Source organism: Promicromonospora iranensis (genome assembly GCF_028994805.1).
GTDB lineage: Bacteria > Actinomycetota > Actinomycetes > Actinomycetales > Cellulomonadaceae > Promicromonospora > Promicromonospora iranensis.
In genome coordinates, this window is record NZ_JAJQQP010000010.1 from 211,362 (window position 1) to 226,276 (window position 14,915).

A 14,915-nucleotide genomic window follows, 5' to 3' on the forward strand; every position below is an offset into this window, starting at 1 on the left:
AGCACCGATGACCGAGCCGATGCCGCTTCAACCGCCTGCCCCCGCAGCCGAACCCCTCGTGCTGAGCGCACCCGACCCGGTCCAGCCCGTCGCCGCCACCCAGGCGCCCAAGATGGCGCCCAAGGTCGACCCCGCGGCGGCACCCGCGCTCGACCAGAAGGTCAGCACCTACCTCGACGGCCTGCTCAGCGCCGACACCAAGAGCCCCGAGTTCGCCAAGCGCGCCGACGACGTGCGCACCATGGGCGACCAGGACATCCGCCAGGCCGCCGACTCCAGCAACCGCCTGCTCGCCACGCCCGTCCGCGCGCTCAAGGAGGGCGGCCTCGCCGACGGCTCCAAGGTGGGCCAGACCCTGCTGGAGCTGCGCCGCACCGTCGAGGACCTGGACCCGTCCGAGGCGAGCGTGGGCCGCAAGATCCTCGGGATCATCCCGTTCGGCGACAAGCTCCAGGACTACTTCCGCCGCTACGAGTCGGCCCAGGGTCAGCTCAACGCCATCATCCAGGCCCTCTACAACGGCCAGGACGAGCTGCGCAAGGACAACGCCGCGCTCAACCTGGAGAAGCAGAACCTCTGGGACACGATGGCGCGGCTCAACCAGTACATCTACGTGGCCGAGCGGCTCGACGCCCAGCTCTCCGCGAAGATCGCCGAGCTCCAGGTCGCCGACCCCGAACGGGCCAAGGCACTGTCCGAGGACGTCCTGTTCTACGTGCGCCAGAAGCACCAGGACCTGCTCACGCAGCTCGCGGTCTCGATCCAGGGCTACCTCGCGATCGACATCATCATCAAGAACAACATCGAGCTCACCAAGGGCGTCGACCGGGCGACCACCACGACCGTCTCCGCGCTGCGCACCGCCGTCATCGTGGCGCAGGCGCTCGCGAACCAGAAGCTCGTGCTGGACCAGATCGGCGCGCTGAACACCACGACGTCGAACATGATCGCCGCGACGTCCAAGATGCTCGCCGACCAGTCGGCCACCATCCAGGAGCAGGCCGCGAGCTCGACGGTCGGCATCGAGCAGCTGCAGTCCGCGTTCGCCAACATCTACGCCACGATGGACTCCATCAGCGACTTCAAGAGCCGGGCGCTCGACTCGATGTCGCAGACCATCGGCGTGCTCGAGACCGAGACCACCAAGGCCTCGGCGTACGTGGAGCGGGCACGGCGCACCAACACCGACGGCGTGGCGAGCGGTTCTCTCGACCTCAACACCCCGTGACGGCGGGCTCGGAGGCAGGCATGAGCTGGTGGCGGCGACTCTTCGGCGGCGGACGCACCGAGGAAGCGGAGCAGACCGTCACGATCCCGGCCCCGCCCACCACCGAGCAGATCGTGACATCCGTCGACGCCGTGCTGGAGCGTGCGACCGGCCGGGCGCCCGCCGCGGTGACCGCCCGGGTCCAGCGCGTGGCCGAGACCGTGCACGAGATGGCGCCCCGCCTGGACCGGCTCGGCGCCGGCTCCCAGCAGGCGCACACGGTCGTCGCCACCGCGACCAGCTACCTGCCCGAGGCCGTCGACGCCTACCTGCGCCTCCCCCGTGACTTCGCCGACCGGCGGGTCGTGGACCGGGGCAAGACGTCGCTCATGATCCTGTGCGACCAGCTCGACCTGCTGGGCGCCACCATCGACAAGATCTCCGACGCCGTGTCCCGCGCCGACGCCGTCGCCCTCGTGGCCCACGGCCGGTTCCTCGAGGAGAAGTTCGGCACCTCCGGCCTGACGCTCCCCGGCTCCGCACCGGGCTCGCTGCCCGCCCCCGGTACGTCCGGTCCGGGGACGACGGCGGGTCCCGCCCCCCTGGAGGCCCCGTGACCACCGCACTCGGCGCAGCGCTCGACGCTCTCGCCGCGACGGCCACCACCGTCGGTGTGAGCGGCGCGGCGGCGCGCGCCGAGGGGGAGCGACTGGCTGCTGCGGTCGCCGAGTCCTCCCCCGGCGCCCCGGCCGACTGGATCGCTGCCACGGGGCGTCCGACGTCGGGCGGCAGCCTGCAGCCGTTCTTCGACGCCGCGGTGGGCGCCCGCCGCTGGCGCTCCGCCCCGACCGACCTGCTCGCAGAGCTCGTCACCACCGGCTCGCCCCAGGCACAGCAGTATGCGGAAGTGCTGGCAACGGTCGTCGACGCCGCGGCCGCCCTGGGCGACCCCAGCATCAGCGCCATCGCGGCGGCCGAGGGCACCAAGGCGGTCCACCGCAGCGCGGCAGCAGGCCGCGACGCGGCACCGGCGTCGCCGCACGCGCCGGCACCCCTGCCGGCCACCCGCCCCTCCTCGACGCACTCAGGCGACTCCCGCGACCACCTCCCCTTCCCCACCGCGGAACGCGAGCGCACCGGACAGGCCGCGGGGCCCGAGGCCGCCCCTGCCGAAGTCCCCGAGCCCGCCGAAGAACGCACCCTGGAAGACCTCCTCGAAGAGCTCGACCAGCTCACCGGACTGACACGCGTCAAGGACGAGATCCGCCGCCAGACCGAGCTGCTGCGCATCGAGCGCCTCCGCGGCGAGGCCGGCCTGAGCGCCCCGACGCTGACGCGTCACCTGGTGTTCGTCGGCAACCCCGGCACGGGCAAGACGACGGTGGGCCGCCTCGTCGCCGGGATCTACCGCGCGCTGGGCCTGCTCGACAAGGGTCACCTCGTCGAGGTGGACCGCTCGGAGCTGGTCGCCGGCTACCTGGGGCAGACCGCCGAGAAGACGACAGCGGTGGTGGAGCGCGCCCTGGGTGGCGTGCTGTTCATCGACGAGGCGTACGCCCTGGCCGAGGACCAGTACGGCCGTGAGGCGGTGGATACCCTGGTCAAGGACATGGAGGACCACCGCGACGACCTCGTCGTGATCGTGGCGGGCTACCCGGGCCCGATGGCCCGGTTCGTGGCCACCAACCCGGGGCTGGAGAGCCGGTTCGCGCGCACCATCACCTTCGAGGACTACTCCGGCGACGAGCTGCGACAGATCTTCGCGAGCATGGCCCGGGCCGCCGACTTCGAACCGGAGGCCGCCACGCTGGAGCGCTTCGACCGCCTCGCGGCCCAGCAGGCGCGCGGCGAGGGCTTCGGCAACGGGCGCTGGGCCCGCAATGTGCTTGATTCCGCGATCGCCCGGCACGCCTGGCGCCTGCGGGACGTTGAACGACCGACGCTGGACCAGCTGCGCACGCTGGTCCCGGAAGACCTGGAGGATGTCGTGGACATCGGGACAGACAGCGAGGCCACCGCGTGACCGCACCGCTGACGACGACGAACCCGGCCGCGGCAGACCCCGGGCCCAGCACCACAACCAGCACCACACCCGGCACCACGGCCGCGCCCGTCACGCCGGCCGGCCGTCTCCGGGCGGGTCTCGCGACCACTCCGGGCCGCCTGGCACTGGCCACGACGGTGGCCGTGGTGGCCTGCCTGCTCCTCGGGGTGACCGGATTCCTCGCCGGGAACGGCCAGTCCGCGGCGCTGCAGGACGCGCAGCGGGACGCGGCCCAGCTGGTGGGTACGCAGGAGCTGCGCAACGACCTGGTGTCGGCCGACGCGACGGCGACCAACGCGTTCCTCGTGGGTGGGCTGGAGCCGACGGAGGCACGCGAGCGCTACGAGACGAGCCTGTCCGAGGCCGCCGAGGCGGTGCCGTCCCTGGCGGCGACCGCGCGGGGCGCCGGGGAGGCCGCGGACCTCGCAGCGGTCGCCGACTCGGTCCAGCGGTACGCGGGTCTGGTCGAGTCGGCCCGGGCGAACAACCGGCAGGGCTTCCCGGTCGGTGCGGCGTACCTGGACCAGGCGTCGGCGGCGCTGCGCGACGAGGTGCTGCCCACCATCGACGAGGTGGCGGTCTCCACGTCGCAGCGGGTCGACGCCGACATGGGTTCCGTCTCCCTGGCCCAGGCCCTCCTGCTGTTCGTGCTGCTGTCGCTGGTGGCTCTGGGCGCCGTCCAGCTCTGGCTCGCGCGGCGCACGCACCGCGTCCTGAACACCGGCCTGGCGGCCGCGAGCGTCGCCCTCCTCGTGGGCGGCGTGGTCGCGGCGGCAGCGGTGCTGGGCGGCAACGGCGTCGCCCGGTCCGTGGCAAGCGGCCCGTACGCGGCGACCGTCGCCACGTCGGAAGCCTTGTCGCTGGCCACGGACGCCAAGTCGATGGAGTCCTTCACCCTGATCAAGCGCGGGTCGGGGGGCGACTTCGAGGAGTCGTACCAGACGTCGCTCGCCGACGCCAAGGCCCTGCTTGCCGAGGCCGCCGAAGCGACCGACACCGGCTCCGACCCGCTGTCCCTCCTGAACGCGTGGGACGAGAAGCACACGGAGATCCGCGCGCTGGACGACGAAGGCAGCTGGGACGACGCGGTCAGGGCCGCGACGGCCACGGGCGACGACACGGCGGGCGCCGCCTTCACCGCGTTCTCCGACCAGGCCCACGCCGACGTCGAGGCCATGAGCGACGACGCGGTCGACCGGCTCGGCTCCGCGGCGACCACCGCGCAGGTAGCGGCCTGGATCGCCCTCGTGCTCGGGGTCGCAGGTGCCGTCGCCGCTGCCGCCGGGATGAACGTCCGCCTGAAGGAGTACCGATGAGCATGCGCACCGCCCGCAGACCGATCGTCACCGCCCTCGTGGCGCTCGCCCTCGTCGGCACGACGGCGGCGTGCGCGCCCGAGCCGACCACGCACCTGCTCACCGGCGCGGCCGGGGTGGGTTCGACGGCGCAGGGGTCCACGCAGGAGTCGGCCCCCGAGGCCGCGACCGGCGGAGCGGTGCCCAGCACCGCCACCGCCGCCCAGGACTGCAGCGACGGGCGGCCCGCCGTCGCGTCCATGGCCCCCGGCGGCAGTCCCGAGGTGACGTCCGGCTCCACGATGGCGGCCATCCGGGAGCGCGGTGCGCTCGAGGTGGGAGTATCGGCGGACACGCTGCTGATGGGCTCGCGCAACCCGTTCACGGGCGACATCGAGGGCTTCGACATCGACGTGGCCCGGCAGATCGCCGACGCGATCCTCGGCGACCCGGACAAGATCCGGTTCCGCGTGATCACGTCGGGTGACCGCGAGACGGTCCTGGCCGACCACGAGGTCGACATCGTGACGCGCGCCTTCACCATCAACTGCGACCGCTGGGAGAACATCGCGTTCTCGGCGGAGTACTACCACGCGGGCCAGAAGCTCCTGGTGCCCTCCACCTCCGAGGTCACCGGCATCGAGGACCTCGCCGGGCAGCGGGTCTGCGCGCCCGAGGGCACCACCACCCTGGAGCGGCTCGGGGAGTGGGAGGGCGTCGAGGCGGTGCCGGCCGCCACCCACACCACGTGTCTGGTCCTGTTCCAGCAGGGTGAGGTGGACGCCATCACCGGCGACGACACGGTCCTGGCCGGCTTCGCCGCGCAGGACCCGTACGCGAAGGTCGTCGGCGACGCCGTGAGCGACGAGCCCTACGGCGTCGGCATCCCGTCCGACCAGCCGGACATGGTGCGGTTCGTCAACGGTGTGCTGGAGGACATGGTCTCCGACGGTCGGTGGGAGGAGTCCTACGACCGCTGGCTGGGCGGGGCGCTCGGCCCGGCGCCCGCCGCACCCACGCCCGTGTACGGACGGACACCGTGAGCAGGACCGGACGTGCGCCGGCACCGCCCGGCGCCCTGGGGGTCGCGGCCGAGCCCGCGGAGCTCCTGAGCTACCTGTCGGACCTCCAGGCGTGGCTCGACGCGCGCCGTGCCGACCTGGACCGGCTCGACTCCGCGGCGCACCGCTCCGACGAGAGCTCCGTGACGGCCGACGTCGTGCTGGCCCTGACCCTGTGGCAGGCGGTGCGCACGCGCACCGACGAGCTGGTCGCGGTGTGGGACTCCGGCCGCGCGGACGCTGTCGCGCGCGAGCGCATGTCCCAGCTGATCTGGGGCCGCCTGGGCGGCGACCCGGCCACCTCGCTGCTCTCCCTGGTCGACGCCGCGCGCCTCTGCGACGCGCAGGCGGACCAGCTCGCCACCCGCCTCTCCTTCGACCCGCACGCCGCCGACGTCACGGCCCGCCTGCGGTCCGTGGCCGCCGGGATCGTCCGGGCCGAGGACGCGGCGCACGCCTCCGCCGACACCGAGGACGACGCCGTCGTCGCCCGCCTGCGCGACCGGCTGGCGCGCCTCACGTCCGACGCCGCCCGGGGTGCCGACATCACCGGACCGCTCGGCGCGCTCGAGGACGACGTCGCGCGCAGCGAGCGGGACCTCATCGTGGCCACGGCACGCCGCCGGTCGCTCGCCAAGGACCGGGAGCGCGCCGTCGCGCTGCGCACCTCCCTGGCGGACCGGGCACCCGTGCTCAACCAGGTGGCGGACCGCTGCCGCCGGGAGATCGCCGACCCGCCGCGGCTCGCCGTCCCGGACGTGGCCCGGCTCGGTGACGTGCCCACCGAGCCCGACCGGCTCACGACGTACGTCCAACGGCTGGGCGCCGTCGAACGCGCGATGGAGAAGGTCGAGGACGCCTACACGGCACCTCTGCGCGAGCGCGCCGAGCTGCGCTACCGCGTCAAGAACCTGATGACGAAGGCCCAGGGCAACGGGCGGGCGGCGTCGTCCACCGTGAAGGCGGGCGAGGACGAGGCGCGCGAAGCGCTGGACGCCACGCCCTGCGACCTGGCCCTGGCACGGCACTTCACCGAGCAGCTCGAGATGCTCGTGCGCGATCTCCCGGAGGGACACCGATGACGACACAGGCCTGCGCCGAGCCGGGCTGCACCGGCACCATCGAGGACGGCTACTGCAACGTGTGCGGCGCCCCCGCCGGCGGCAACCCCGCCGGCGGCGCGCTCGCCGCGGTGGCGGCCTCGTGGGGCGCCGACGACCCGACGACCCTGCGCGCCTCGGGCGGGATGCCTGAGATGTCGCAACCCTCCACCGGACGAACCAGCTCGTCCCGCCTCGCGTCCACGGCCCTGGGCTCGGCCCGCGTGGCGCCCGGCACCTACCAGACCCGGCGCGTCGGCACCGGCTCGACGCGGCTGCGCGGGCACCGGCTCGGCGCGGGCCTCACCACCGTGCCGCACACCCCGGTCGCCGACCCGCTGCAGGCCGTCATGACCACGCCCGAGCTCGCGGAGAACAAGCGGTACTGCCCCACCTGCGGCCAGCCGGTGGGCCGCGCCCGCGACGGCGTCCCCGGCCGCATCGCCGGGTTCTGCGGGCACTGCGGCGCGCGGTACGACTTCGCCCCCGCGCTCAAGGGGGGCGACCTCCTGGCCGGCCAGTACGAGGTGGTGGGCTGCCTCGCCCACGGTGGCCTGGGCTGGATCTACCTGGCGCGCGACCGCAACGTCAGCGGCCGCTGGGTGGTGCTCAAGGGCCTGCTCAACGCGGGCGACCGGGAGGCGTACGAGGCGGCGGTCGCGGAGCGCCAGTACCTCGCCGAGGTGGAGCACCCGCTCATCGTCGAGATCTTCAACTTCGTCCTGCACGAGGGCCTCGGCTACACCGTCATGGAGTTCGTGGGCGGCAAGTCGCTCAAGGACGTGCTCAAGGAGCGCCGCGACAAGGGCGGCGGGCAGGCCCGGCCGCTGCCCGTGGACCAGGCCATCGCGTACATCCTCGAGGTGCTGCCCGCGTTCAGCTACCTGCACGACCACGACCTGCTGTACTGCGACTTCAAGCCGGACAACATCATCGCCCAGGGCGACGGCGTCAAGCTGATCGACATGGGCGGCGTACGCCGCACCGACGACATGACGTCGGCCATCTACGGCACCATCGGCTACCAGGCGCCCGAGGTGGCGGAGATCGGGCCGTCGGTGGCGTCCGACATCTTCACGCTCGGCCGGACCCTGGCCTCCCTGGTGCTGGACTTCCGCGGCAACACCACCGTGTACCAGTCGTCGTTCCCGCCGGTCGCCGAGACCCCCGTCTTCCAGAAGTACGACTCCTTCTACCGCTGGCTGGCCAAGGCGTGCGCGCCGGCCCCCGCCGACCGCTTCGCGACCGTCGACGAGGCCCGCGTCCAGCTCCTCGGCGTGCTCCGCGAGGTGGTCGCCACCGACAAGGGCCCGGGGTACACCGCCACGACGTCCGCGGAGTCGGTCCTGTTCGGTGTACCGCCGCTCGACGGCGCCGACGGGGCGCTGGGCTGGCACGAGCTCCCCGTGCTCAAGGTGGACTCCACCGACCCGATGGCGTCCTGGCTGGCCGGCGTGAACGTCGCCGACCCGACCGCCCGCATGGTCGCGCTCTCCGGCGCCACGGAGCCCACCGTCGAGGTACGGCTCGCCCTGGCCCGGGCCGCCATCGAGGCCGGCGACCTCGGCCGGCTGCGCGAGACCGTCGCGCAGATCCTCGAGCACGACCCCTGGGAGTGGCGCGCCGCCTGGATGGAGGGCCTCGGGCACCTCTCGGCGGGCGACCCGGCAGCCGCCCGCGCCTCGTTCAACGCCGTCTACGGGCAGGTGCCCGGCGAGCCCGCGCCGAAGCTCGCGCTCGCCACGGTCTGCGAGGTGTCCGGCGAACCCGGCGTCGCCGAGCAGCTCTACGGCATCATCGCGCGCGCCGACTCCAACTACACCGGTGCCGCCGCATTCGGCCTCGCCCGCGTCCGGGCGGGCGGCGACGACCTCGACGGCGCCCTCCGGGCGCTCGACCTCGTCGGACCCACCCGGGGCTCCTTCCCCGACGCCCGCCTGCGGCGGGCCCGGCTCCTCGTCGGTGCGCGGCGCACCCTGCTCGACCTGTCCGACGCCGTCACCGGGCTCGACGACGCCCACGTCCCCGACCGCCCGAAGGCCGAGGTCACCGTCGACGCCCTCTCCGGCGCGCTCGGCCTGGTCACCCGCGGCGGTCCCGACCCGAGCGTGCGCGTGGCCGGCGCCGAGGCCACCGAACCCGCCCTGCGGGACCGGCTCGAACAGGCCCTGCGCGCGCTCGCCCGCCTCACCGACGACCGCTCGGAGCGCGTGGCGCTCGTCGACCGGGCAAACTCCGTACGGCGGTGGACCATGCGTTGAGCGGCCCGCCGAACCGGAACCGGTGCACCGAGGCACCGAACGGTGATCCGCTCACGGTGATCCGCTGAAAGACAGTCGCGGGGTGCGAACCCTGACGAGGCAAGGAGACCGACCCAGACATGAGTGCCGACGACAGTAGCCTCGCCCGCTGCCCCCACTGCGGAGAGAACGCGGCGCCCCGCGCCAGATTCTGCGAGAACTGCGGCACGCCGCTGGGCACCACCGCGGCGACCAGCCCCTCCGAGGTGACCCTCGAGCTGGCGCCCACCGTCGTGGACCCGGACCCGGCGACCGGCGACTCCTCCGCCCGCCGGTCCTGCGGGGCGTGCGGCGGCACCATCGCCCCGGACGGGTACTGCGCCGACTGCGGAACGCCCGGCCAGTCCGAGCGCGACCACTTCGAGGAGCGCCCGGCCGACTGGGTCGCGGGCGTCTGCGACCGGGGTGTGCGCCACGCACGCAACGAGGACGCGATGGCGCTCGCCGCGGGCAGCACCTTCGCGGCCCTCGTGGTCTGCGACGGCGTGTCCAGCGCCCCCGACTCCGACGTCGCCTCGCTCGCCGCGAGCCGGGCGGCACGGGACGTGCTCGTCGCCTACGGGCCGGAGGGGTCGAGCTCCGTGGAGGGCGCCACCAGCCGGCGCATCGCCGGCTGGACCGACGCGATGGTCGCCGCGTCGCGCGCGGCGGGCCAGGCCGTGCGGGGCGCCGCGGAACAGCTCGCCGCGACGAAGGGCACGAACGTGACGGACGACCCGCCGTCGTGCACCTTCGTGGCCGCCGTCGTGGACAACGGCCTGATCGTCGCGGGATGGCTGGGCGACTCCCGCGTGTACTGGCTGCCGGACTCCGGGCAGGCCGAGCAGCTCAGCGTCGACGACTCGTGGGCCCAGGAGATGATCGCGGCCGGGGTGCCGCGCGCCCAGGCAGAGACGTCACCCCAGGCGCACGCGATCACGCGGTGGCTGGGTCCGGACGCGCCGGACACCGACGCACGCTGCGCGGCCACCGTCCCGGCCGGGCCGGGCTGGCTCCTGGTGTGCTCCGACGGCCTCTGGAACTACTGCTCCGACGCGCACGAGATGAGTGACCTCGTGCAGCGGTTCGCCACCTCCGGCGACCCGCACACCACGGCCGCGGCGCTCGTGCGCTGGGCCAACGCACAGGGCGGGCGGGACAACATCACCGCTGCGCTCGCCCGTGTCTCCCCCGCTGCCACCGAGCAGCGATAGCCTGCCGTTACCGAGAGGAGCCACCGTGGCCGAGTTCTCCGCCGAGGTCTTTCAGAACGAGTTCCTGTCCGACGGTGCCACTGATGTGCACGCCGTCGTGTCCGTGACCTGCACGGGCGCGGGATCCACCGCCGACGCCGGTGCACAGCCGGGCGCCGCAGGCGTCGCCGAGATCGTCGCCGTCGACACGTCCGGGTCGATGCAGGGCCGCAACATGGACGCGGCGAAGCACGCCGCGGCAGTGGCCGTGGACCAGATCCCTGACGGCACCCTGTTCGCCATCATCGGCGGCTCGCACGTGGCGACCCGGATCTTCCCGTACCCGAACGCGCGCGTGCCCATGGTGGCCATGGAGCCGGGCGCCCGGACCGAGGCCAAGCGCGCCATCTCGACCATGGCCGCCGGTGGCGGTACCGCCATCTCGTCCTGGCTCCGCCTCGCCGACGACCTCTTCGCCACCGTTCCGGTGGCCCAGAAGCACCTGATCCTGCTGACGGACGGCAAGAACGAGTCCGAGCCGACGATGCACCTCGACCGGATGATCGCGGACGTCACCGGGCACTTCCAGTGCGACGCCCGAGGCGTCGGCGACCGCTGGGTGGTGGAGGAGCTGCGCAAGATCTCCACCGCCCTGCTCGGCACCGTCGACCTCATCGCCCGGCCGGAGGACATCGCCGAGGACTTCGCCGCCCTCGTCCGCAAGTCCATGGCCCGAGGTGTCGCCTCGGTGGACCTGCGCGTGTGGGCGCCGCAGGGGTCCGAGGTCCTGTTCGTGAAGCAGGTCGCGCCGGAGGTCGACGACCTCACCGGCCGCCGCACCCAGGTGAACGCCCTGACGAGCGCCTACCCGACGGGCGCGTGGGCCGACGAGACCCGCGAGTACCACGTGGCGGTCCGCGTGCCGGCGAAGCCGGTGGGCTCCGAGCAGCTCGCGGCGCGCGTCCAGGTCGCCGTGGGCGACGAGGTGACGGCGTCGGGCCTGGTCAAGGCCAAGTGGTCGGACGACTCCACGCTCACCGCCCGGATCAGCCCCGAGGTGGCGCACTACACGGGCCAGGCGGAGCTCGCCTCGGCCATCCAGGAGGGCCTGGCCGCGAAGGCCTCCGGCGACGAGGCGACGGCGACGGTGAAGCTCGGCCGCGCCGTGCAGCTCGCCGCCGAGACGGGCAACGACGAGGCGACCTCACGCCTGCGCAAGATCGTGGAGGTGGAGAACGAGGAGGAGGGCACCGTGCGTCTCAAGCGGAACACCGCCAAGCTGGACGAGATGGCACTCGACACCGCGTCCACCAAGACGACCCGGGTACGGCGCGCATGACGGTCGTCTGCCCGGAGGGCCACCCCAGCCAGGCCACGGACTACTGCGACGTGTGCGGTACGCCGATCCCGGCCGGCCGGCCGCCGGCCGAGCCGGACGCGCCCGCGGTGGACCCTGCCGCGGGTGCCTCTGCCGAGGCGTCGGCCGAGGGCTCCACCGCCGGCCCCGTGACCTGCCCCAACTGCGGCGACCTGTCCCCCTCCGGCTCCCTGTTCTGCGAGAACTGCGGGTACGACTTCACCACCGGTACGGCAGCGCCGCCGGCACCGCCGCCGTCCGCGCTGGACCTGAGCGGCCTGGGTACGGCTCCGCCGGCGAACCCTCCGGGACCGACCGCACCGTCGTCGACCTCCCCGCCGCCGAGCACGCCGGCGCCGTCGACGAGCGGGGTGCCCGCACCGTCGGCGGACGGTGGCGGGCTCAGCGCGCCGCCCGTCCCGGGCGACGACGCGTGGGTCGCGGAGATCTGGGTGGACCCCGACTGGTACGCGCACGAGCGCCCCGAGGACCCGATGCCGTCGGCGGGCCTGCCCGGCCTCGTGACGCTGCGGCAGCGCAGCCTCCTGGTGGGGCGGCCGTCGCAGTCCCGGAACATCCGGCCCGACGTCGACTGCGGCAGCGACCCGGGAGTGTCCCGCCGCCACTGCCAGCTGACGACCGACGGGCTGCGCTGGTGGGTGGAGGACCTGGGCTCGTCGAACGGCACGTTCGTCGCCGCCACGGGCGATCCCCTGCCCGACACCCCGCTGACCCAGGGGATCCGGCGGGAGGTCGAGGAGAGCGACCGGATCTACATCGGTGCCTGGACACGCCTGGTCATCCGGAAGGCCCTCCCCGGCGAGGCCTAGCCCCGGGACAAAAAAGCCGTGCGCTCCGTGGACCTCACCTGGGAGGCTCAGGGCACACCGCGGTGACGTCCGTCCGGTCCCATACCGGGCGGTGGAAGGGCCCGGCCAGGCCCATGTCGGGAGACCGACACATCCAGCGTCACGAAAGGCACTCACGTGCACACCGAGTACGACCTGGCGCTGTCCCTCCACCGGGACCGCCTCCGCGACGCCGAGGAAGACCGGCGTTCTCACCGGCTCCGTCAGGAGCAGAAGCGACGCAAGGCCGAGGTCCGCGCCGCACACCGCAGCGACAGCCGCGCACGGGTTCCCGCCCTGCGTGTCCGGTCGGCATGATCCCCGCGGCGCCCGCCGGAACCCACCGGCACCCGGCGCCCCTCGACACCCCCGAAGCAGAGCGTGGTCCCAGGACCCGCTCTGCTTCGGCGTCGTGCCCCTGACCTGCGCCAGGGTGCCGCACGTCACGCCTGTCCGCCTTGCGCGGTATTTCCGTGATCAGGGATGATGTAACACGACGGAAACACGCGAGGGACGTTCGAGCCGTGACCCGGCCGGCGCGCCCTTCCCCACCGTCATCCTCTCCCCACCCCTGGAAGGACCAGACACATGCATGCCCAGACCGCGTACTACATCGGCCGCGCACAGGTCGCCGAGATCGCCCGCCGTGCGGAGGTCGCCGGTGCCCAGGAGCGCGCCCTGCGTGAGCGTCCCGAGCGCCGCACCGCCAAGCGCTCCAAGCGGCTCCGCCTGATCTGACCGTCCGGTCCGGCCGCCCGTAGCTTCTGACGACGGTCCGTGACGCCGACCTCGAGGTCGGACACCCTGGCCCTTCCTCGGACGACCTCGGTCGCCCACGGGAGGGCCTTCCTGTGTCCGGACCACAGCCACGGCGTCACCTCGCCGCTCCGGACGCAATAGGCTGAGCGGCGTGAGCCTTCCCCACCCCAACGAGCGGATCGTCTGGATCGACTGCGAGATGACGGGCCTGGACCTGCGCGCCGACGCGCTCGTCGAGGTCGCCGCGATCGTCACCGACTCCGACCTCAACGTCCTGGGCACCGGTGTCGATGTCCTCGTGAAGCCCCCAGCCGAAGCGCTGGCGCAGATGAACGACTTCGTCCGCGCCATGCACACCACGTCCGGCCTGCTCGACGAGCTGGACGGGGGACTGACGCTCGAGGAGGCGCAGGAGCAGATCCTGGCCTATGTCCGGGAGTGGGTACCCGAACCGGGCAAGGCACCCCTGGCCGGCAACTCCGTCGGGACCGACAAGACGTTCCTCGACCTGCACATGCCCGAGCTCGTGGAGCACCTCCACTACCGGATCGTCGACGTGTCGTCGATCAAGGAGCTCGCACGCCGCTGGTACCCGCGTGTCTACTTCGCGTCGCCGAAGAAGGGCGGCGGTCACCGCGCGCTCGCCGACATCCTCGAGTCGATCGACGAGCTGCGCTACTACCGCGAGGTCCTGTTCCCCACCCAGCCAGGACCTGACACGGCCACCGCACGCGCCGCGGCGCAGCGCGTCGCCGAGACGTCCGTCACGAAGCAGCTCGCCCCGTAGTTTTCAGTTCGGTCCGGGGCCACCGAGCATGTATGCTTTTCGACGGCCGCCGGTCCACGATCGGCGGGCATGGTGGGCGTAGCTCAGCTGGTAGAGCATCGCGTTGTGGTCGCGAGGGCCGCGGGTTCAAGTCCCGTCGCTCACCCGGACGAACGAGGTTCGGACGTCACTCGAGGAACATTCTCGGGTGATGTTCGGACCTCGTTCTTGTTGCGGGGCGCATGTCGGGAGCCGTCACCTCGCCGCCAGATGCCAGCATGGTGGCCATGGAGCTGGTCGAGTCGCTCGGGCTCCTCGCCGAGCAGAACATGTCCGGGCTGGCCTTCTTGGCTGCCTATGGCGTCACGTGGGTGGTCTGCGGCGTCGTCTGGCTTCGCGCGTCAGAACGCGTGGCCGCCTTCGCCACCCTCTTCCAGGGCATGGTCGCCCTCCCGGCCGCTCTGGGCCTCTCGGCACTGATCGGGGCGATCGGTGGGGAACGGCCGGTGCCCGACGAGATCACGCAGCTCTCGGTGCTTGTCGGGACCTCACAGCTCCTCGGGCTGCCGTTCCTGGTCTTCCTGGTCGTCAAGCACCGGTACACCCTCGTGCCCTTCGCCTTCGCGGCGATCACGTCGATGCACTTCGTGCTGTACTCCTGGCTCTACCAGACACCGGTCTACCTCGTGATGGCAGTGCTGATCTCCCTGGGCACGGCCACGGTGATGTTCGCCGCCGCGGAGCCGGAGCGGCGGACGACGCCTGCCCGGGTCAGCTTCCTCACCGGCGGCCTCCTGCTGTGCACAGCACTGCTCTTCCTGGGACTTCACCTGCTCGCCGGATAGCCGGAAACAGGTTCCCGGTCGACCGAGAGGTCGGCTGCCCGCTGAAGGCACGGCCTCTGGCCGCCGTTCGCGTGGTGGATGCTGCTGGACTCGTTGTCCGGCGGCTTCGATGATTCGCCGCCGGACCGATGCTCGCACCAGCCCCAGGCAGTCCGTCAGGA

General features: G+C 73.0%; 14 protein-coding genes and 1 tRNA gene. All 15 read left to right on the top strand.

What is annotated here, in order from left to right; genetic code table 11:
- Positions 1–7 precede the first annotated feature (7 nt).
- The 15 genes from LUM46_RS18185 (at position 8) to LUM46_RS18255 (ending at position 14,754) form a co-directional block, all read left to right on the top strand.
- Positions 8–1,228, top strand: coding sequence for a toxic anion resistance protein (locus LUM46_RS18185; RefSeq protein WP_274995745.1), 1,221 nt, complete (start codon positions 8–10; stop codon positions 1,226–1,228).
- Positions 1,229–1,248: 20 nt separating this feature from the next.
- Complete coding sequence (locus LUM46_RS18190) at positions 1,249–1,824, top strand: hypothetical protein (RefSeq protein ID WP_274995746.1); 576 nt, start codon at positions 1,249–1,251, stop codon at positions 1,822–1,824.
- Entirely contained in the window at positions 1,821–3,230 is a 1,410-nt protein-coding gene (locus LUM46_RS18195) for an AAA family ATPase (protein ID WP_274995747.1), read from the top strand. Before LUM46_RS18190 ends, LUM46_RS18195 begins: the two co-directional genes overlap by 4 nt.
- The gene (locus tag LUM46_RS18200) at positions 3,227–4,567 is read left to right on the top strand and encodes a hypothetical protein (protein ID WP_274995748.1); all 1,341 of its coding nucleotides are present in this window, start codon (positions 3,227–3,229) and stop codon (positions 4,565–4,567) included. Before LUM46_RS18195 ends, LUM46_RS18200 begins: the two co-directional genes overlap by 4 nt.
- A complete protein-coding gene (locus LUM46_RS18205) occupies positions 4,564–5,589 on the top strand; it encodes a glutamate ABC transporter substrate-binding protein (RefSeq protein WP_274995750.1) in 1,026 nt (341 codons plus the stop codon). The genes LUM46_RS18200 and LUM46_RS18205 overlap by 4 nt, the downstream gene beginning before the upstream one ends.
- The gene (locus LUM46_RS18210) at positions 5,586–6,689 is read left to right on the top strand and encodes a hypothetical protein (protein ID WP_274995751.1); all 1,104 of its coding nucleotides are present in this window, start codon (positions 5,586–5,588) and stop codon (positions 6,687–6,689) included. The genes LUM46_RS18205 and LUM46_RS18210 overlap by 4 nt, the downstream gene beginning before the upstream one ends.
- A complete protein-coding gene (locus tag LUM46_RS18215) occupies positions 6,686–8,968 on the top strand; it encodes a serine/threonine-protein kinase (protein WP_274995752.1) in 2,283 nt (760 codons plus the stop codon). The genes LUM46_RS18210 and LUM46_RS18215 overlap by 4 nt, the downstream gene beginning before the upstream one ends.
- Before the next feature lie 119 nt (positions 8,969–9,087).
- Positions 9,088–10,200: a PP2C family protein-serine/threonine phosphatase gene (locus LUM46_RS18220; protein ID WP_274995754.1), complete on the top strand. Its 1,113-nt coding sequence runs from the start codon at positions 9,088–9,090 to the stop codon at positions 10,198–10,200.
- Between the two features lie 25 nt (positions 10,201–10,225).
- Complete coding sequence (locus tag LUM46_RS18225) at positions 10,226–11,518, top strand: VWA domain-containing protein (RefSeq protein WP_274995757.1); 1,293 nt, start codon at positions 10,226–10,228, stop codon at positions 11,516–11,518.
- On the top strand, positions 11,515–12,366 hold the full coding sequence (locus LUM46_RS18230; RefSeq protein ID WP_274995758.1) for an FHA domain-containing protein: 852 nt from the start codon (positions 11,515–11,517) through the stop codon (positions 12,364–12,366). Before LUM46_RS18225 ends, LUM46_RS18230 begins: the two co-directional genes overlap by 4 nt.
- Positions 12,367–12,522: 156 nt before the next feature.
- Positions 12,523–12,702 carry a hypothetical protein gene (locus LUM46_RS18235; protein ID WP_274995759.1) on the top strand — a complete coding sequence of 60 codons (180 nt, stop codon included), beginning with the start codon at positions 12,523–12,525 and terminating at the stop codon, positions 12,700–12,702.
- A 270-nt stretch (positions 12,703–12,972) separates the two neighbouring features.
- Positions 12,973–13,122, top strand: a complete 150-nt coding sequence (locus tag LUM46_RS18240) for a hypothetical protein (RefSeq protein WP_274995760.1) — start codon at positions 12,973–12,975, stop codon at positions 13,120–13,122.
- Between the two features lie 172 nt (positions 13,123–13,294).
- A complete protein-coding gene (gene orn / locus LUM46_RS18245; RefSeq protein WP_274995761.1) occupies positions 13,295–13,930 on the top strand; it encodes an oligoribonuclease in 636 nt (211 codons plus the stop codon).
- Positions 13,931–14,002: 72 nt separating this feature from the next.
- Positions 14,003–14,075, top strand: a tRNA-His gene (locus LUM46_RS18250).
- Between the two features lie 121 nt (positions 14,076–14,196).
- Positions 14,197–14,754, top strand: a complete 558-nt coding sequence (locus tag LUM46_RS18255) for a DUF7010 family protein (protein ID WP_274995762.1) — start codon at positions 14,197–14,199, stop codon at positions 14,752–14,754.
- Positions 14,755–14,915: the final 161 nt, after the last annotated feature.

Excerpts from the sequence above, each read along its gene's own strand:
- LUM46_RS18185 (WP_274995745.1), top strand. The coding sequence starts at position 8 with ATGACCGAGCCGATGCCGCTTCAACCGCCTGCCCCCGCAGCCGAACCC.
- LUM46_RS18190 (WP_274995746.1), top strand. The coding sequence starts at position 1,249 with ATGAGCTGGTGGCGGCGACTCTTCGGCGGCGGACGCACCGAGGAAGCG.
- LUM46_RS18205 (WP_274995750.1), top strand. The coding sequence starts at position 4,564 with ATGAGCATGCGCACCGCCCGCAGACCGATCGTCACCGCCCTCGTGGCG.
- LUM46_RS18215 (WP_274995752.1), top strand. The coding sequence starts at position 6,686 with ATGACGACACAGGCCTGCGCCGAGCCGGGCTGCACCGGCACCATCGAG.
- LUM46_RS18220 (WP_274995754.1), top strand. The coding sequence starts at position 9,088 with ATGAGTGCCGACGACAGTAGCCTCGCCCGCTGCCCCCACTGCGGAGAG.
- LUM46_RS18230 (WP_274995758.1), top strand. The coding sequence starts at position 11,515 with ATGACGGTCGTCTGCCCGGAGGGCCACCCCAGCCAGGCCACGGACTAC.
- LUM46_RS18240 (WP_274995760.1), top strand. The coding sequence starts at position 12,973 with ATGCATGCCCAGACCGCGTACTACATCGGCCGCGCACAGGTCGCCGAG.
- LUM46_RS18255 (WP_274995762.1), top strand. The coding sequence starts at position 14,197 with ATGGAGCTGGTCGAGTCGCTCGGGCTCCTCGCCGAGCAGAACATGTCC.